24 protein-coding genes are annotated in these 15,680 nt (G+C 45.8%); 18 read left to right on the top strand and 6 right to left on the bottom strand.

What is annotated here, in order from left to right:
- Window positions 1-27 precede the first annotated feature (27 nt).
- Window positions 28-531: a DinB family protein gene (locus ACRRNK_RS14405; RefSeq protein WP_433943415.1), complete on the top strand. Its 504-nt coding sequence runs from the start codon at window positions 28-30 to the stop codon at window positions 529-531.
- A 103-nt stretch (window positions 532-634) separates the two neighbouring features.
- Here the strand turns inward: ACRRNK_RS14405 and ACRRNK_RS14400 are convergent, their stop codons facing one another.
- From ACRRNK_RS14400 to ACRRNK_RS14375, 6 genes are all read right to left on the bottom strand, one after another.
- Complete coding sequence (locus tag ACRRNK_RS14400) at window positions 635-1,327, bottom strand: SurA N-terminal domain-containing protein (RefSeq protein ID WP_433943414.1); 693 nt, start codon at window positions 1,325-1,327, stop codon at window positions 635-637.
- Window positions 1,328-1,667: 340 nt separating this feature from the next.
- Window positions 1,668-1,976, bottom strand: a complete 309-nt coding sequence (locus ACRRNK_RS14395) for a hypothetical protein (protein WP_433943413.1) — start codon at window positions 1,974-1,976, stop codon at window positions 1,668-1,670.
- A 161-nt stretch (window positions 1,977-2,137) separates the two neighbouring features.
- Window positions 2,138-3,781 carry a recombinase family protein gene (locus ACRRNK_RS14390; RefSeq protein ID WP_433943412.1) on the bottom strand — a complete coding sequence of 548 codons (1,644 nt, stop codon included), beginning with the start codon at window positions 3,779-3,781 and terminating at the stop codon, window positions 2,138-2,140.
- A gap of 24 nt (window positions 3,782-3,805) precedes the next feature.
- Window positions 3,806-4,675 (bottom strand): ImmA/IrrE family metallo-endopeptidase, encoded by an 870-nt coding sequence (locus tag ACRRNK_RS14385; RefSeq protein ID WP_433943411.1) that lies wholly within the window; start codon window positions 4,673-4,675, stop codon window positions 3,806-3,808.
- Between the two features lie 154 nt (window positions 4,676-4,829).
- Entirely contained in the window at window positions 4,830-5,204 is a 375-nt protein-coding gene (locus ACRRNK_RS14380; protein WP_433943410.1) for a hypothetical protein, read from the bottom strand.
- Window positions 5,205-5,245: 41 nt separating this feature from the next.
- Window positions 5,246-5,653 (bottom strand): helix-turn-helix domain-containing protein, encoded by a 408-nt coding sequence (locus ACRRNK_RS14375; RefSeq protein ID WP_433943409.1) that lies wholly within the window; start codon window positions 5,651-5,653, stop codon window positions 5,246-5,248.
- Between the two features lie 164 nt (window positions 5,654-5,817).
- Here ACRRNK_RS14375 and ACRRNK_RS14370 point away from each other — a divergent pair, with 164 nt between their 5' ends.
- The 17 genes from ACRRNK_RS14370 to dnaB all read left to right on the top strand — a co-directional run bounded on the left by ACRRNK_RS14370 (window position 5,818) and on the right by dnaB (window position 15,675).
- Window positions 5,818-6,075 (top strand): helix-turn-helix domain-containing protein, encoded by a 258-nt coding sequence (locus tag ACRRNK_RS14370; protein WP_433943408.1) that lies wholly within the window; start codon window positions 5,818-5,820, stop codon window positions 6,073-6,075.
- On the top strand, window positions 6,076-6,219 hold the full coding sequence (locus tag ACRRNK_RS14365) for a hypothetical protein (RefSeq protein WP_433943407.1): 144 nt from the start codon (window positions 6,076-6,078) through the stop codon (window positions 6,217-6,219).
- A gap of 18 nt (window positions 6,220-6,237) precedes the next feature.
- Window positions 6,238-6,384 (top strand): hypothetical protein, encoded by a 147-nt coding sequence (locus tag ACRRNK_RS14360; protein ID WP_433943406.1) that lies wholly within the window; start codon window positions 6,238-6,240, stop codon window positions 6,382-6,384.
- 1 nt (window position 6,385) lies between these two features.
- A complete protein-coding gene (locus ACRRNK_RS14355; RefSeq protein WP_433943405.1) occupies window positions 6,386-6,631 on the top strand; it encodes a hypothetical protein in 246 nt (81 codons plus the stop codon).
- Between the two features lie 94 nt (window positions 6,632-6,725).
- The gene (locus tag ACRRNK_RS14350; RefSeq protein WP_433943404.1) at window positions 6,726-7,241 is read left to right on the top strand and encodes an XRE family transcriptional regulator; all 516 of its coding nucleotides are present in this window, start codon (window positions 6,726-6,728) and stop codon (window positions 7,239-7,241) included.
- Window positions 7,242-7,250: 9 nt separating this feature from the next.
- Window positions 7,251-7,532: a hypothetical protein gene (locus ACRRNK_RS14345; RefSeq protein WP_433943403.1), complete on the top strand. Its 282-nt coding sequence runs from the start codon at window positions 7,251-7,253 to the stop codon at window positions 7,530-7,532.
- Window positions 7,532-7,810: a hypothetical protein gene (locus ACRRNK_RS14340; RefSeq protein ID WP_433946905.1), complete on the top strand. Its 279-nt coding sequence runs from the start codon at window positions 7,532-7,534 to the stop codon at window positions 7,808-7,810. Before ACRRNK_RS14345 ends, ACRRNK_RS14340 begins: the two co-directional genes overlap by 1 nt.
- A 34-nt stretch (window positions 7,811-7,844) precedes the next feature.
- Complete coding sequence (locus ACRRNK_RS14335) at window positions 7,845-8,099, top strand: AbrB/MazE/SpoVT family DNA-binding domain-containing protein (protein WP_433943402.1); 255 nt, start codon at window positions 7,845-7,847, stop codon at window positions 8,097-8,099.
- Window positions 8,100-8,216: 117 nt separating this feature from the next.
- A complete protein-coding gene (locus tag ACRRNK_RS14330; RefSeq protein WP_433943401.1) occupies window positions 8,217-8,474 on the top strand; it encodes a hypothetical protein in 258 nt (85 codons plus the stop codon).
- 60 nt (window positions 8,475-8,534) lie between these two features.
- Window positions 8,535-8,771 carry a hypothetical protein gene (locus ACRRNK_RS14325; protein WP_433943400.1) on the top strand — a complete coding sequence of 79 codons (237 nt, stop codon included), beginning with the start codon at window positions 8,535-8,537 and terminating at the stop codon, window positions 8,769-8,771.
- Window positions 8,768-10,750 carry a hypothetical protein gene (locus tag ACRRNK_RS14320; RefSeq protein WP_433943399.1) on the top strand — a complete coding sequence of 661 codons (1,983 nt, stop codon included), beginning with the start codon at window positions 8,768-8,770 and terminating at the stop codon, window positions 10,748-10,750. The genes ACRRNK_RS14325 and ACRRNK_RS14320 overlap by 4 nt, the downstream gene beginning before the upstream one ends.
- A 12-nt stretch (window positions 10,751-10,762) precedes the next feature.
- Window positions 10,763-11,809: a recombinational DNA repair protein (RecE pathway) gene (locus ACRRNK_RS14315; protein WP_433943398.1), complete on the top strand. Its 1,047-nt coding sequence runs from the start codon at window positions 10,763-10,765 to the stop codon at window positions 11,807-11,809.
- Window positions 11,809-12,516 carry an MBL fold metallo-hydrolase gene (locus ACRRNK_RS14310; protein WP_433943397.1) on the top strand — a complete coding sequence of 236 codons (708 nt, stop codon included), beginning with the start codon at window positions 11,809-11,811 and terminating at the stop codon, window positions 12,514-12,516. Before ACRRNK_RS14315 ends, ACRRNK_RS14310 begins: the two co-directional genes overlap by 1 nt.
- Before the next feature lie 202 nt (window positions 12,517-12,718).
- Complete coding sequence (locus ACRRNK_RS14305; protein ID WP_433943396.1) at window positions 12,719-13,000, top strand: hypothetical protein; 282 nt, start codon at window positions 12,719-12,721, stop codon at window positions 12,998-13,000.
- A 186-nt stretch (window positions 13,001-13,186) separates the two neighbouring features.
- On the top strand, window positions 13,187-13,954 hold the full coding sequence (locus ACRRNK_RS14300; RefSeq protein WP_433943395.1) for a hypothetical protein: 768 nt from the start codon (window positions 13,187-13,189) through the stop codon (window positions 13,952-13,954).
- Entirely contained in the window at window positions 13,932-14,267 is a 336-nt protein-coding gene (locus ACRRNK_RS14295; protein ID WP_433943394.1) for a hypothetical protein, read from the top strand. Before ACRRNK_RS14300 ends, ACRRNK_RS14295 begins: the two co-directional genes overlap by 23 nt.
- Window positions 14,245-15,675 (top strand): replicative DNA helicase, encoded by a 1,431-nt coding sequence (dnaB, locus tag ACRRNK_RS14290; RefSeq protein ID WP_433943393.1) that lies wholly within the window; start codon window positions 14,245-14,247, stop codon window positions 15,673-15,675. Before ACRRNK_RS14295 ends, dnaB begins: the two co-directional genes overlap by 23 nt.
- Window positions 15,676-15,680 lie beyond the last annotated feature (5 nt).

The following is a 15,680-nucleotide window of genomic DNA, read 5'->3' as shown; positions in this document are numbered from 1 at the left end:
AAACTTTAATTAGGGAGATGGTTGCTCGTGTTCACAACGCTTAAATCGTTTGAGGAAAGCTGGAAACATGAAAGTGCATTGACTCAGAAAATTCTGGATGGGTTAACAGATGAATCCTTGTCCCAAGCCATAGTTTCGAATCATCGGACCATAGGGCGGATTGCATGGCATATCGTCACCAGTCTGCATGAGATGTTATCGCGGACAGGTCTTGTGTTCGAAGCTCCGCATGACGATGCGCCGGTTCCAGCCTCCGCAAGCGTCATTGCCGAAAGCTACCGCCAAGCCAGCAACGCATTGAGCGAAGCCATTAAGCAGCAGTGGACCGACAGCACCCTGGCAGAAACGAACGAGATGTATGGTGACATATGGCCAAAAGGGCTCACGCTTACGGTGCTGATCAGACATCAGATTCATCACCGGGGACAGATGACTGTATTGATGCGTCAGGCAGGTCTGCCGGTTCCGGGCGTTTATGGTCCTTCATTGGAGGAATGGAGCTCCATTGGGATGCAGCCGCCTGAGGTGTAGTTCAGCAAGAAGCAAGGTACATAACGAGATATCAAAGAGACCCTAAAGAAGTGTATAGCTTTAGGGTCTCTTTTTAAATTATGATAGCCTCTTATCAAATGGATTATTTAATAAAAGCATCATAGTTAATGGTGTTTTGTTTCTTATACTCAGCTAAAATGGAGTCTTCAAATGCATTCAATTCAGACAGATCATTAATTTTCTTTTCCTCAACTAACTTTGTACCGAGTTTACCGAGAAAGATTGCTTTTTCATATTCATATCTTGTTTCTTTGCTTTTCCAAAATTGTTCTTTTGTTAAACCAGTTATTCTTATTCGGTTTTTCATTAGTTCTTTGACTAGTTCATTTCCTTTATCTGTATCAGGATTTTCTATAGCCTCCTGATTTCGAGAAACTTCCTTACTGATCTCTTCTTCAGAAACAGTTATACCTAGTTTTTTAGCGTAATTTACTGCAAGCTCTTCTTTAACTAGATTGTCAATAAGATCAGTATCACTTAACTTAGACTGGGAGGCCACCCCTTGCTGATTACTTGTGAGTTCATTTGTTAGTTCATAATTTTTTTTATATAAGATAAATTGTTTTTTACTGATTTCGATGTCCTTGCCAAAAGCTGATTTAGACATTGTTTTAGAGTCTTGTGTCTCATCAAGGCTCTTTTTTATTTCGTTAAATCCCTGTTTTATCTTTTCCTTAGGAACCCATACATTATTTGAACGGGAGTAAATAATTGAAGAGGTGGTTGCGATGATTACTAGAGATGCGGTAAGTGCAAAAATGTATCTTATCTTCATGTAACTCATCCCCTATTTGTGTTCTATTGAAAATTTCTTGTACACCGTGCTTCCATTAGTTCAAAATTACAAAATGAGAAGCCACAAATCTTGAATTTTCAACACTAATCGAAAATGGGATTTCGCCGGATTTATCCACTCAAGCAATTACTATCCATCCAATTGTATCAATTTTTATCATTTAATGGTATATACTAGTAATTTAGTATGCCATAATTACAAAATCAAAAGGCGTTTGACAGTGAGGGATTAACGTTTCTAGGTGACCGAATGAGCAAGTTTGGGTGCTGTAGTCCTTTCTTCTTTTACATCACCTTTCTTCCGCCTTAATGCCGATCCACTACCCCATCAAATCCCGGCTCCGCCGGTCAAGCTGTCTATACTGAATCGCCTCTGCCACATGAGCAGAAGTAATCTCATCAGAACCCTCCATATCAGCAATAGTCCGCGCCAATTTCAAAATACGGTCATAGGCCCGCATGCTCAGTCCCAAAGCTTCAAAGGTCGACCGCATCAACGCCTCGGCGTCCTCGCTGAGCTGAGTGAACTTGCGCAAGGTTCTTCCAGACAATTCACTATTCCAGGAAATAGTGTGATTACGGTAACGCTCCTGCTGCCGGGCTTGGGCAGCCTGAACCTTCTCTCTCATAGAAACTGAAGAGAGGGGCGCCGGATCATGCGGCCAGTCCCCGGGTCGGGGAACTTCAACCTGAAGATCAATCCGGTCCAGCAGGGGACCGGATATTTTGTCACGGTAGCGCAGAATACGTCCTGGTCCACACGTGCACGGAGGGAGCGGCGGCTCAGTCCCTAAGTACCCGCACGGACACCCGTGTAAAGAGCATCCTTGGAGCGATTGAAGGAATAGTGAACTTTGATATTGGCCTTAGGTTTTCCGCCTTCTGGTGGGGTTTTTGTCTCAACCACAATTTTATCCACGAGGGTCTTAACGATTTGACGGCGAACTTCATATGAAGGTTCGTTCTCAATTTTAGTCCTGAGCTCTATTAGTAATGCTTCAGCAGAGTCGAATTGGTAGGAGAGGTCTTGCTCCGCCTGCATTAATTGATCTAGCTCCTTGATACGACGCTCTAAAGAGATGGTTTCAGTAAGGATTTCCTGCAGCTGCATTTCAACATCAGTTGCCTTTATCATTTTCTGACGGTATAACGATAGAATACTTTGCCGTTCCGGTTCCTTTTCCTTGATGCTTTTGAGAACAATCTCTTTCTCTTGTAGCCAATCAGATAACTGAGATTTCCTGATCTCCATCCCGGCATTAATTTCCATAAGAGCATCCCCAGGATTATGAATGAAGTTAACACATTCATCCCACACCATCTCCTCGAGCCAAATAGCCGGTACATTCTTAGATCTGCATTTGCCTTGCAAGGGGCCTTTGTAAGCTGTCTTGCCACCACACACATAATACGCTGTGAGTTTGTTTCCTCGCCCATTATATGCGGTTCCATGATAAGTGAGGCCGCAGCAGCCACACTTAATTAAGCCACGTAATAGATATTGACGCTTTTGGTTCCGAAATGCCTCGATTTGATTATCACGTAGGGATTGTTGGGCCTGATGCCACAATTCTTCTGATACAATAGCGGGGACCTCACGGTTTATTAGTTCCCGGACCTTTTTTGATCGCTTACCGTAAATATGAAGCCCTTTATATGTTGTATTGACGATCATGTTACGAATCCTTCCTGGGGTCCAGACACCTGCTGTATTTTCCTTACGCTTGCCCTTCTTGATTTTCCGACCGTCCTTTACGTAAGAGGGAGGAATCTTAAGGGAGTTAAAGTAATCAGCTACTTTAATTGTGGACCATTCTTCATCGCCGACTAGGTGATACATAAGACGGATCACTCCAGCTTCAGACAAATCTTCTTTGCCCGGTAGAGGATCTTCATTGATTTGCAGGAACTTTTCTATGACCTGGTAACCATAAGGTACAATACCGCCTAGCCATTGACCCAGGCGGGCAACGCGGTTTGCTCCGTGCCAAAACGTTTCAAGCAACGTATCACGGTCAAACTCAGCTTGTCCGGCCAAAAGGGTAATGACGAATCTGCCCATTGGTGTACTGGTATCAAACGGTTCTGTCATTGATTTTATGGTTACACCATATTCTTCGAGTTGGTAGATTGCATCAAGTGTGACCCGAGCCTTCCGGCCAAGACGCTTCATGTTATAAATTAACACCGTTTTAAACTTCCCAGCCTTTGCATCTTCCAATAACCGTGACCCCTCAGGGCGCTGATCTAACGGTATGGTCCCCGAAACACCATCATCTTTGTACCAATCATTTATATTAAGCCCATGGAGTTCACAGTATTTTGTAGCGAACTCGATTTGGGTTTCAATGGTTTCTCTTTCTTGTTGATCATCCGAAGAGACCCGTGGATAGACGACTACATCCTTATTAATTTGTTCAGCAAGATTAAACATCTCCCAGAGCTCCTTTCATATTCTTCAATAAATATAGAACCTAACCAATCGCTCAACATCTTTCATTTGTATGACAAAACGTTTCGCCGATTTACCGTACTTCATACTAATTATCGAAAAATTTACACATAAATGTCCTTTTTTAAATCTGATATCTTGGGCCGAAAGCTTAGTGCATTTGTAACCATAAAAATCCTCGAGTTCTAGTCGCTTTAAAGGGCCATCGATTGGGAACAGAAAGTCTTTTCCTGAATCCATGGCAGCTTCGTCAGCTTCTATTACGAGTTGAGAGGGACCAGGGATATCAGCTGTAGAGTCGTAGTACGCATAAATGCCAGTTCCTTCTACAGATATTTCCTCTGCAGCAGCTGACTCATTGATCCCCATTTTTTGCGCCAGAGCTGCATCTAACTTCCCTTGTAGATCCCTTCGTTCGATTTGTTCAAATCGCTTTCTTGCTAAATCGATTGGGACATCAAAGATTGTTGATATGTATTCGATTGCTTGATCTCTTTTATTAGGAAGAGTTAACTGGGAGATTATCGAAAATGGCATAGATGCATACATAACAAAACGCTCGGCTTCCTCTTCTTGGGCTTGAGTAAACAGCTCAGGTAGTAGCGTTTGGTTTCCGGCATGCTGAAGTAGATGGCAGAGTTCATGAAAGAAATCTAACCTCTGCTGTATAGAACTAATTCGGCAATCTAGAATCATACTATATACACCTTGTTTTGCTTCTACGGCCCTACTTCCAGCTGGAAGGTAGTGAATCCAGACTTTGAGTTTCTTGGAGATTTCGCTAACAGTGATTTGGTGATATTTCCGAATCCCGATTCTAGAATATGTATCCTCTAAAAATTTCTCCAAGCGTGTCATTCTATAATGTTTAAACATGGTGGAAACCTCCTAGTGCGGGAATATATGTTCTGTTATTAGTGAAAAAGAAAAGCCATTGCTGGCTGCTTTAAAATTACGATATGTTGTTTTTTTACTTCAATTTCAGGGTTTTCAAGTAGATGGTTCTAGAAACGATCCTGGTTCATCGTTTTTACCATCCTTCATTCCATTCTTGATAGGCTTTTAAGTGAAGTCCCCCCGAGATCAATAAGGTCAGGCATGACAATACAACTGATGCTCCTAAACTTCCGAACAGATGGCCGATGATCCAAGCTATAAATACCCATCCGATAGTAAAAAGTGCAAATAACACGATTCTCGTGATATTAAAAAACATTAGAACAGCAAATGCTATGAGCGCTCCACCAAACAGCCACCAAGATGTATAGTAAATGCCGAGAAACCCCGAAATGGAAAGTCCCTCTAATATTGTTCCACCAGCGCCATTACCGTGATTCTCCGCATGTATTATTCCTCTGCTAATTTCTTTATAAAGCGGCTCTGTATTGTCGTTATTATTGTTCATCTTTGATCACCTTAAACTTCTCCATCGGTTGGAGGATTTGTCTATTCTCCTTGTTCGTCCCCTGGCTTACGTCCTTTTTCTTTCTCTTGCAATATCTTAAAGATCTGGCGCATTTCCTCTTTACGTTCTTCAGGTGCGCTTAAATAATCCTTGAAGAAAATGCCGTGCTCGGGGTTGTTAATAAATTCTTCAAACTCAGAGAGTCCTCTTGTATCTATTTCATCAATGTATCCACTTCTGCGAGGGCTATCTGTACGACCAAGAATAAAGTCTGTATCGACATCGAAGAAATCAGCTATTTTAATTAATTCATTATCTTCAACTGGTCGCTTACCAGCTTCAATTCTCGAAAGGACACTATTGTTCATTCCTAATCTAGATGCTAATTCTAATTGGGTTATCTTTCTTTTTTCTCGAAGTTCTTTTATTCGATTACCAGTGACCGACATATTTCACCACCTATTTTCTATATTAGCAACAACAGTGTAACACTTTTCTAAATCAGAAAAAATAATTTTGCTAAATTAACAAAAATGGTATTGACTTTGCTAAAATAGCAATGTATATTTAATTCAACGGATTTGCTAATTCAGCAAAGAATTGGGGTGTTTATATGGGACTACTTGATTTGGAATTTATAAAAAAACGTCGTCAAAAGCTGGATCTTTCTCTTCAAGAAATGGCGGAATCACTAGGCTTTAAAAATGCGTCCACCTATATGAAATATGAAGAAGGTACGTATTCATTTAAAGCTAATCACTTACCACAGCTAGCAGCTAAACTGAATTGTAAAATCGGAAATTTTTTTACTGATAGTTTTGCTGATTTAGCAAACAAAAAGCAGTCTTCGATAGAGGAGGAGGTGATCTAATTGGAGCACAACCTGCAAGAAGCAAAAGAGGTTCGTGAAACTCGGGATCCAGATGAAGTTAATCGGCTTCAGAAGGATGGATGGGTTCTTGATTACCGCCAGCATGAGCCAAGCCGTACGCGTTATGTATTAATCAAATTTTAATAGAACGGAGCGCTATGTATGGAGACCCCGAAGGGCATTACCTACCAGGCTGAATATAAACCTGATATGGAACGAATGGTTAAAGCGCTGCAGATCATTAAGGACGCTCCATTACAAGTTAAGGAAGATGTTCCGAAGAAGGACAAGCTTCAGGAGGGGGCTTAGAATGCGATTTCGCTGGATAAGGTCAACATCTCGAGCCGCGCTGATCTCTGCGATCGGCACTCGGATGATGCTTAAAGGATTATCATTGGAAGCTGCCTTGGACACATCGTTACCGCATTATTCGGTTAATTCAGAAGCCCTGTCACAGTTGGAACGGAAGCGGATCCTGCGTGATGCGCAGATAGAACTTAAAAGGATAGAAGAAACCCGCCGGGACGGTACCGGCCGCCGGCGGATGAGGGGATGAACGATAGGGGAAAAGATCTTGCTCACAAATTAATCATACAACGCTCTCCAGTCCGTAAGCATCCCTTGAATCGGACAAAGGGGGACATGAAAGAATGGCAATCGGACAATTTGGTCCTGCGCTCGAGGAAGCGCTGAAGAGAACAGGTAATACTCGTGAGCAAGCAGGTGCTGTGGCGCACGTTGATGCATCGTTAATCGGCAAGATTGTGAAAGGATCAAGGAATCCATCAAAAGAGCTTATGGCAGCTACGGCTGACTACTACGATGACGGAGAGTTGTTCCTCGGCGCTGCCGCAGAAGTAACAGGTGGCGCATTCATTCCCTGGTTGAACGCCGCCGACTTACATACCTCAACAACAACATTGAAAACACTCGAAGAGATTGAGGAGGCTCAGTTGGCTTTACATCAAGCGCCAATTACGAAGCGGCGGGATCAGCTGAGTGACAAGGATCGTCAGAAGATCGAAATTTCGATTAAAGAGCAGATTGAAGCAGTAACGGCCCTTCTGCACAACATTACCATGCTTTGTAGGTCCTATGATTTTTCTTTTGCCGCAATGTTTAGAGCTCATCGAGCTGAAATGAAATCAAAAAATTATATGAAATGAGGAATTGAAATGAAGATTGAACAATTGGAAGCAGAAGCGCGGTTTGTGGCTCGTCATGCAGCTCGTAACCTACAGGTGATCCGGAAGACACCGGAAATCGTCACTCCGGAGAAGCTGGAAGGAAACATCGCCTACCTAGAAATGATGATCCGCTTGCACAAAGCAGATCTGAAAGCACAAAAAAACGCCCGGCGGGCAGGCCGGACGCTCTCACTGAGAACACGTCTTAAGAGTCTCTTGTCGTCCATTTTAACTGATGAGCGCCGGAAGAGCAAGGGGGAAACGGCGTGATGGATAAGCATTGGAGAAGTATGTTATTCCTGTTCCAGAATAATGCTCGGTTAAATGGTTGTTTGACAACGAAATATTTTGATTTGGATAAGCGGATTGTTCACATTCGGAAATTACAAGAGACTGCGAAGCCCTGGTCACAGTCTGAGAAGTTCATGCTCAACCTAGCACTTCACCTATTTAATGAGCGGAACAAAGTGAACTTGTCGGGTATGGATCACCTGGATCATATGAATCTTGATCTTGCATTTCAAGCCATGCAGATTCGCTTCAAATAGAACTTGCTAATTTTTAAAAAAGGAGAACTGAACTATGAAATCGACTGGAATTGTAAGAAAAGTGGACGAGCTTGGCCGGATTGTAATACCGATGGAACTGCGCCGGACGCTTGGCATTGGCGAGAAGGACCCGCTGGAGATATTTACGGACAGAGAAAGATTGATTTTGAAAAAGTATACTCCTGGATGCATCTTTACTGGTGAGGAGACGGATTTGATCAGTTTCAAAGGCAAGCTCGTAAGTAAGGCTGCTCTCCGTGAATTGATGGATTCTGCAGGTATTAAATAGAAAGAGACAGTGCTTCGGCCCTGTCTCCCGGCGTCGGACAGTATCCTAACCTTACTCCTGTCTGGCTCCGGGAGATGCGGCTGACGCATCACACTATATATGAAAGGAGTGCGAGATATGCAAGTCATTCAGAAATTGACGGTTGTTAGCAATCCGACCCGGATGTTCGAAGTTGGTAACGAGGTTAACGGCCGGGAAGTTATCGAGATCAAACAAGTAGGAACATCGGACTTTTCCGAGTTTTGGGTTATCGATCAGAACGAGAAGGTAATTGCTAGCATCGAGAATTGCCCGGTAATCGTGGAGTGGCAGCAAATTGCTGAACACGATGAAATTGAAAAAGACCCGCAGCCACGGGTCCAATCCAAAGCATAATGAAATTTCTTGCCCCCACTATACCAGATGGGGGCGCACTACACAAGAGGGAGTGGTTATATGAAAGGCGCGCATTCCGCTTACACGGTTGATCTTACGGAACAGCGTATTGAAACCAGTGTCCTGCCAAAAACACCTTATAATTCGCCCATTTTGGTGATTAGCGGATCCTTTGGTTCTATCCAAATTGCTGTTGAATATGAGCAGCTAGCTGAAATTGAGTTCGCTCTTAAAGAACACATGAACGGTATTCCATATCCTAAGGAAAATCCGCCAGCAGAGGAGGTAATCGCTTGAAGAAAATCATCCTTGAACGTTTGACGGTTCGTAATTTCAAAGGATTCCGTGACTTCGTCCTTGCCACTAACGGCGGGAACATTGATGCCTACGGGGACAACGGTACCGGTAAGACAACTCTATTTGATGCTTTCACCTGGCATCTGTTCGGCAAGGATAGCTTAAACCGATCTGAACAGTCCTTTGAAATCAAAGAACTTGATTCTGCAGGAAAGGTCCTTCAGCACGGTTTGGACCATGAAGTTGAGGGGGTGCTGATGGTAGATAAGCGTCGCCGGACTTTCCGGAAAGTATTCTCTGAGAAATGGACCAGGAAGCGCGGATCTGCAACTTCGGAGTTTACTGGTCATACCACTGCTTACTATGTGGATGGAGTACCGGTGAAGCAAGCGGAATACAAGGCAGAGGTCGATTCGCTAATCAGTGAGGACATCTTCAGACTTTTAACCAGCCCCTCCTATTTCAATGAGGTACTGAAGCCTGAAGCCCGCCGCAAAGTGCTGTTAGAGATATGTGGTGATCTGACAGACGCCGAAATCATTGCAAGTAATGAGCAGTTGGCTCCGCTTGCCAGCATCCTTGATGGTCGAAGTATTGATGGTCACAAGAAGGCTATTGCGGTCCGGCGCACCGAGATAAACAAAGAGCTGGAGAAGATCCCGGTTCGGATCGACGAAGCTCGCCGCAGCATGCCGGACGTTTCTGAGCTTGACGAAGAACTTCTTCTGGAGGACATCGATGCTCTGCGCGGTCGGATAGATGGTAAGAATGCGGAGCTTCAACGGATCCAATCAGGCGGAGAGCTATCAGGCAAGGAAATCCGGCTTCGGGAAATTAATGCTGAGCTCATGGAAATTAAGCGTAGCATCCAGGCTAACGGTATTCAGGCAGTGAGCGATCAGCGTGAGTTGTTGATGAAACTGCGAGGCGAGGCATCCGAACTGCAGTCGCAAATTTCTGCAGGTGAGCGGGAGGTTGAGCAATATAAGCGCCAAATCAGCCGAGCTGAGAATCAAGCGGCGCGTTTGCGGGAAGAGTGGCATGCTGCTAATGACTTGGAGCTTCCAGTCCATGAACACCCGCATGACGACAACTGTCCTTCTTGCGGACAGGCCCTTCCTGCTGATCAGGTGCAAGCAGCGAGGGACAAAGCGCTAGTTGAGTTTAATCGTGACAAGTCTAAAAGACTCGAACGGATCTCTGCAGATGGCAAGGCCGCTGCGGAAGAGGTTAAGAAGCTCAAACATTCCATGCTTGATTTGGAAGAGAAGCTTGCAGAGCTGTGCCGACATCTCAATGAGAAGCAAGCTCAAACCTTCTCTGCTGAGCACCGTTTAGCACAATTGCAAGCCGCTGTGGCTGACCCGAATGAGAATCCTAAATACCAGGCTAAGCTGCAGGAAGCGGCCAATGTACATGCTGAGATTGAGCAGCTCCGCTCAAATAGTGCTGATGCGATTACTAAAGTCAAGACAGAAATCAGATCACTTCGCTACCAACTCGAGGAACTCGAAGCAGACAAGGCTAAATTCGTATCGGTAGCAGCAACAGAGAAACGAATTAAAGAATTGTCCGAGCAGGAGCGCGAGCTGGCCGCTGAATACGAAAGACTTGAGCACGAACTCTTCCTGACTGAAGAATTCACCAGGACAAAGGTTTCTAGGCTTGAAGCCAAGATCAGTAGCAAGTTCAAATATGCCCGATTCCGATTGTTCGAGGAGCAACTTAATGGCGGGTTCAATGATGTCTGCAAGACGCTATACAATGGCGTGCCTTACGATGGCGGGCTCAATAATGCAGCTCGGATCAATGTTGGGCTGGACATCATCAACACACTTTCCGAACATTACGGGTTTTCTGCTCCAATATTCATCGACAATGCCGAGGCGGTCACCAAATTGATCGATACGGACGCCCAGATCATACGCCTGATCGTGTCTGAGGCCGATAGGAAACTCCGGATTGAACCTAAGATGTAGGAGGCGATTTAATTGACTAACCCAAACCAGCAGGCACTTGAAAAGAAAGAACCGACCCAATCTGAACGCTTCATGTCTAAGGTAGTTTCTGAGTTTGGTTCCAGCGTTGGCGAAGTAGCTCTTACGAACTTCCAGAAACGACTTGCCCAGAATTACTTTGTTGCCTTGGATAGTGTGCTAAGAACTACAGAAGAAAAACGGCTGAAGAAATCGGAGAGATACCGCGATCCTTTACCGGTAATCTGGTCGAACGTGAATATGGATAAGCTGGCCAGAGATGTCGTGGCCTATGCAAGAATTGGATTTGATCCATCTCAACCCAATCATATTAACTTGATTCCCTTCAAAAATAATAACACAGGCAAGTATGATATCGGGTTTATCGAGGGGTATCGGGGACTTGAACTTAAGTCCGTCAAATACGGATTGGATGTTCCAGATTTCGTGACGGTTGAGTTAGTTTACTCCAATGATTATTTCGCTCCGATTAAAAGAGATGCGAATCACCCGTATGAGAGTTACGAGTTTGAAATCAAGAATCCATTTGATCGGGGCACAATTCTTGGGGGATTCTACTTCCACTCCTACACCAAAACCCCTGAGAAGAACAAGTTGGTTATGATGACCATCAAAGAAATCGAGAAGCGAAAGCCTGATCACGCAAGCCCTGAATTCTGGGGTGGCGAGAAGGATAAGTGGGTGTGGGATGAAAAGGCAAAAAAGAATGTTAAGCAGGGTACTGAAACAGTCGAAGGTTGGTACGACAAGATGTGCTGGAAGACGGTGTACCGTGCAGCGCATAGCGATATTACCATCGACAGCCAGAAGATCGATGATGATTACCTTCGCTTAAAACAGATGGAGAGCGACTTCGCTGAAGCTGAGGTTGAGCGGGAAATCGGAGCCAATGCCAATGGGAAAATCATTGATGTCACTCCACCTGCAGGTGCCGATCCAGATCCAAAGATTGAGGAGCCATCCAGCCAAGGGGAAATGGACTTCGAGATCAATCCAAATGACATTCCTCCAACCGGTGGTACCGAAGGGCCTGATTTCTAATGATCGATATTCAATGTCTTGGCTCCAGCAGCGCGGGCAATGCTTATCGGATTACCGATGGGCATACCGCTCTCCTGCTGGAAGCTGGTTTCCCTTATAAGGCTCTACAGCGGACGCTCAACTTCCGGATGTCGGATATTGCCGGCTGCTTGATCAGTCATGAGCATGGTGACCATAGTAAGGCCGCCAAGGATGTTATGAAGTCTGGGATTGACATTTACACCAGCCAGGGCACGTCGGATGCCCTGGAGCTCACCGGGCATCGGCTGAAGCTGGTTAAAGCACATCAGCAGTTTGAGATTGGCACATGGACCATTAGGCCCTTTGAAATTGAGCACGATGCTGCGGAGCCCCTGGGCTTCCTTTTAGCCAACACGGCGGGAGACAAGCTGGTCTTTTTAACGGACACCTATTACTGTCAGTATCGCTTCGCCGGACTGACTCACATTATGGTCGAATGCAATTATTCCATAGATATCGTTAACCGCCGAGTGGCTGCCGGAGAGTTGCATCCAGGCCAAAAGAAACGGCTACTGCGCTCTCACTTCGGCCTTGAGCATGTTAAGGGTTTCCTAAGGGCCAACGACATCAGAAAGGTAGAGGAGATCTGGCTTCTACATCTATCAGATAGCAACTCTGATGCGGAGAGATTTAAGAGGGAGATTCAAGAAACCACGGGCAAGCTAGTCCGGGTCGCTGATCGATGATCGAGAACAAGCCCTTGATGCGCAGCATGATGGGTGACCGAATTTGGCGGCTGCTGCAGTCGGATCCGGATGCATTCAAAAAGGAGACACGGGCCTATTTTGCTCGAGGCTATCCTGGATGGTCGGTTGTGAGGGTCAAGTACCCCATTGTTTTTTTAAGGGATGACAGAACGTAATGAAAAATTATTAAGGAGCGTGTGATATGGGTGCGATGACGAAGGAAGAGGTAATGCAGCGTTCAAAGGAAATTGTGGATTTTCTCTCTGACAAGAACCAGCAGGCAATTGAAGCAGGGTTAGAGCAGCACGCTCAATTTCTTACAAGCGTCGCTTTTACCATGGGGTCTCTCGTTGGTTTTGATCTTAAGCCGGCGGGATATGGACCCGCGTTAAGAATGTTACTTGAGGCCATAACTGATGGCCTGCAGCATGCAGCTACCGAGAAGGGTGTAAATGCCACCTTCGTAAAAGTCGTACGTGATTAAGAATTAGGGGATGAGCAAATGCCCGAAGGCAGTTACCCTTTTCCAATATACTCCGGTCTACTGGAGCCAGAACACTACAAGAAAATAGGCACCGCGATATGGCTTTTCCTTTGGTGCGTGAGCTCCACGACAACCGAGATACTTGAGGAAGGGACGGTCTGGGGCAAAGTCCTTGGGAATAAGCCTATGAAACTTTCAGAGTTATCTGAGAGATTTGGAGTCAATGACAAGACTGTGAGCCGCTGGTTAGACACCTTAGAGGAACATCACTACATAAAAGTGACCAGGGCTCCCAGAGGTTTGATCCTTTGGGTCAAAAACTCGAAGAAGAGAGTGGACAAGAATGTCCGATCACAAGTGAGTGATAAGACAGATTTGTCCGATCAGGGTAGCAGTGAACAGACAAAAATGTCCGATCAGTCTGGTAGTGATAAGACAAATATGTCTGATCAGAATGAAATTATACCGAGTGATCGGACAAATATGTCTGATCTAAAAGATATTAAAGATCTTACTACTACTACTGCTGTATATGACCTCGAACCTGAGGAATCATCTGATGACGGCATGATCCAAATTTTAAACGCTTATTGCAAAATGCATAAAAAATTTGATATTCACGTTTCTGCAAACGAACGCGAAGCCATGGGTAAGATGGTCGCCGGAGGTACGCCTAACCCTTTTACCATCCGAACTATGGAGAGCCTGCTCGAGGCCAAGCGAATTCGTGAGGGAGACAATTTCAAATTACCGAAGAGCTTTTTGTATTACGTGGAGGGCATTCAAGAAGCCTGGCAGAATCATCTGACCACGTTGGACAAGCCAGAGAGACCAAAGCCAGGATATCAGTCATCTGAGCAACCCAAGCGTATGACCAAGCAACAGCGTGAGCTTGAAGAATTACGAAGACGCGCCAAGGAGGAACGAGAACGTGAACAGAGCAGAAATTATTGACTTGCTCATCATCATCAAGGAGAACTATCCGACCTTTGACTCCAGTGCTGATAGTGTTGATCGTCACTTCAAGTATCTGCATGATTTTCCCTTCGACCGGGCCGTGCAGAATGTTGATGAACACATCCGGACAAGCAAATATCCACCGAACATCGCAGAGATCCGCGGGAGCCTGGGGGAACAGATCGAACGGGATCGCATGAAGGCACAGACTGCGGAGTATTTCGCGGCACGTGATGAGGCTCGGAAACAAGCTTGCCCACCGCCTCCAGGTTGGAAGGAGGAGCTATATGCAAAGCTCGGATGGAGTTAGCAGCATGCTGTCGGACCTGCCGCATGACTTAGCTGCTGAGTGTTCCGTTATTGGGGCCATCCTCATTGATCCGGATACCTTTGAACACGCACAGGCTTTAGATCCTAAAGCATTTTTCCGTAAAGAGCATCAGATCATCTTTGAGCGAATGACAGAGCTGGTCGAGGAGTCCCTGCCAATTGACATGGTGACGTTGTCTTCCCGACTGCAGGACCATGGGGAGCTGCAGGATATCGGGAATGTGAGCTATCTCTCCAAGTTAGCCCATGCCGTGCCGACAACGGCCAACATTGAGAGCTACGTTGCGGTTGTCCAGGACAAGTATCTGCTCAGGGAAATTATTAAAACGGCTCAAGCACAGATCGCCGCGGCATCCACCGGGGGAAACATTCAGGCACTGCTCACAGAGATGCAGTCATCCACTGCCAAATTGACGGACCGCGCTGCTCCGCCGCAGGATTTCAAGCGAATCAGGGATGTATTGGTGGACGTTGTCGAAACGACAGAGGCCAAGTCTGAAGCTTTTAAGACAGGTAAAGTGACCGGCATCCGTACGGGCTTTAACGATTTGGACGGGATGACTGCCGGACTTCAACGAAGCGATTTGATCATCGTCGCGGCTCGTCCATCGGTTGGGAAGACGGCCTTCGCCCTAAATGTGGCGCAAAACGTCGCCGTGAGTTCGGGAGAGACCGTGGCGGTTTTCAGTTTGGAAATGTCTGCTTCCCAACTCGTAACCCGGATGGTCAGCGCGGAGGGGAATCTCGAAGCCACCCGCTTAAGAGTCGGAGACATGGGCGAGGATGACTGGTCCAAGTTGGCGAATGCAGCGGGAGTCTTAGGTGCAGCAAATATCGTCATTGACGACTCGCCAGGCATCACTGTCCATGATATCCGCGCCAAATGCCGCCGGCTTAAGAAGCAGGAGAGTCTTGGATTGATCGTTATCGACTACCTGCAGCTGATCGCAAGCGCCAAAAAGGGACGCGGATCGGAGAACCGGCAGCAGGAAGTATCGGAAATTTCCCGGACGCTGAAACACTTGGCTCGGGAATTGGATGTTCCCGTGATTGCTCTGTCCCAGCTCAGCCGGGGAGTAGAGCAGCGCCAGGACAAGCGTCCAATGATGTCCGACCTTCGGGAGTCCGGTTCCATTGAGCAGGATGCCGATATTGTCGCCTTCCTGTACCGAGACGACTACTACGACAAAGAGACCGAGAAGAAGAACATCATCGAGATTATTATTGCTAAGCAGCGGAATGGCCCGGTCGGAACGGTCGAACTCGTATTCTTGAAGCAGTTCAATAAATTTGTCAATTACGAACGGATGCACGCGGAACCACCGAAACAACCACCACCGCAGCCAAACAAAGTCAGTGATATAAATAAACGCCGCTGGGCGAACTGAGGAGG

Source organism: Paenibacillus sp. SN-8-1 (genome assembly GCF_050995535.1).
In the GTDB taxonomy this organism is placed as follows: Bacteria; Bacillota; Bacilli; order Paenibacillales; family Paenibacillaceae; genus Fontibacillus.
This window is presented reverse-complemented; position numbering and strand designations above follow the sequence as displayed.

What these genes read in the sequence shown, in the direction of transcription:
- ACRRNK_RS14400 (WP_433943414.1), bottom strand. Translation starts at nt 1,327, where the DNA reads ATGAAGATAAGATACATTTTTGCACTTACCGCATCTCTAGTAATCATC.
- ACRRNK_RS14395 (WP_433943413.1), bottom strand. Translation starts at nt 1,976, where the DNA reads ATGAGAGAGAAGGTTCAGGCTGCCCAAGCCCGGCAGCAGGAGCGTTAC.
- ACRRNK_RS14390 (WP_433943412.1), bottom strand. Translation starts at nt 3,781, where the DNA reads ATGTTTAATCTTGCTGAACAAATTAATAAGGATGTAGTCGTCTATCCA.
- ACRRNK_RS14385 (WP_433943411.1), bottom strand. Translation starts at nt 4,675, where the DNA reads ATGTTTAAACATTATAGAATGACACGCTTGGAGAAATTTTTAGAGGAT.
- ACRRNK_RS14380 (WP_433943410.1), bottom strand. Translation starts at nt 5,204, where the DNA reads ATGAACAATAATAACGACAATACAGAGCCGCTTTATAAAGAAATTAGC.
- ACRRNK_RS14375 (WP_433943409.1), bottom strand. Translation starts at nt 5,653, where the DNA reads ATGTCGGTCACTGGTAATCGAATAAAAGAACTTCGAGAAAAAAGAAAG.
- ACRRNK_RS14370 (WP_433943408.1), top strand. Translation starts at nt 5,818, where the DNA reads ATGGGACTACTTGATTTGGAATTTATAAAAAAACGTCGTCAAAAGCTG.
- ACRRNK_RS14360 (WP_433943406.1), top strand. Translation starts at nt 6,238, where the DNA reads ATGGAGACCCCGAAGGGCATTACCTACCAGGCTGAATATAAACCTGAT.
- ACRRNK_RS14355 (WP_433943405.1), top strand. Translation starts at nt 6,386, where the DNA reads ATGCGATTTCGCTGGATAAGGTCAACATCTCGAGCCGCGCTGATCTCT.
- ACRRNK_RS14350 (WP_433943404.1), top strand. Translation starts at nt 6,726, where the DNA reads ATGGCAATCGGACAATTTGGTCCTGCGCTCGAGGAAGCGCTGAAGAGA.
- ACRRNK_RS14345 (WP_433943403.1), top strand. Translation starts at nt 7,251, where the DNA reads ATGAAGATTGAACAATTGGAAGCAGAAGCGCGGTTTGTGGCTCGTCAT.
- ACRRNK_RS14340 (WP_433946905.1), top strand. Translation starts at nt 7,532, where the DNA reads ATGGATAAGCATTGGAGAAGTATGTTATTCCTGTTCCAGAATAATGCT.
- ACRRNK_RS14335 (WP_433943402.1), top strand. Translation starts at nt 7,845, where the DNA reads ATGAAATCGACTGGAATTGTAAGAAAAGTGGACGAGCTTGGCCGGATT.
- ACRRNK_RS14330 (WP_433943401.1), top strand. Translation starts at nt 8,217, where the DNA reads ATGCAAGTCATTCAGAAATTGACGGTTGTTAGCAATCCGACCCGGATG.
- ACRRNK_RS14325 (WP_433943400.1), top strand. Translation starts at nt 8,535, where the DNA reads ATGAAAGGCGCGCATTCCGCTTACACGGTTGATCTTACGGAACAGCGT.
- ACRRNK_RS14310 (WP_433943397.1), top strand. Translation starts at nt 11,809, where the DNA reads ATGATCGATATTCAATGTCTTGGCTCCAGCAGCGCGGGCAATGCTTAT.
- ACRRNK_RS14305 (WP_433943396.1), top strand. Translation starts at nt 12,719, where the DNA reads ATGGGTGCGATGACGAAGGAAGAGGTAATGCAGCGTTCAAAGGAAATT.
- ACRRNK_RS14300 (WP_433943395.1), top strand. Translation starts at nt 13,187, where the DNA reads ATGAAACTTTCAGAGTTATCTGAGAGATTTGGAGTCAATGACAAGACT.
- dnaB (WP_433943393.1), top strand. Translation starts at nt 14,245, where the DNA reads ATGCAAAGCTCGGATGGAGTTAGCAGCATGCTGTCGGACCTGCCGCAT.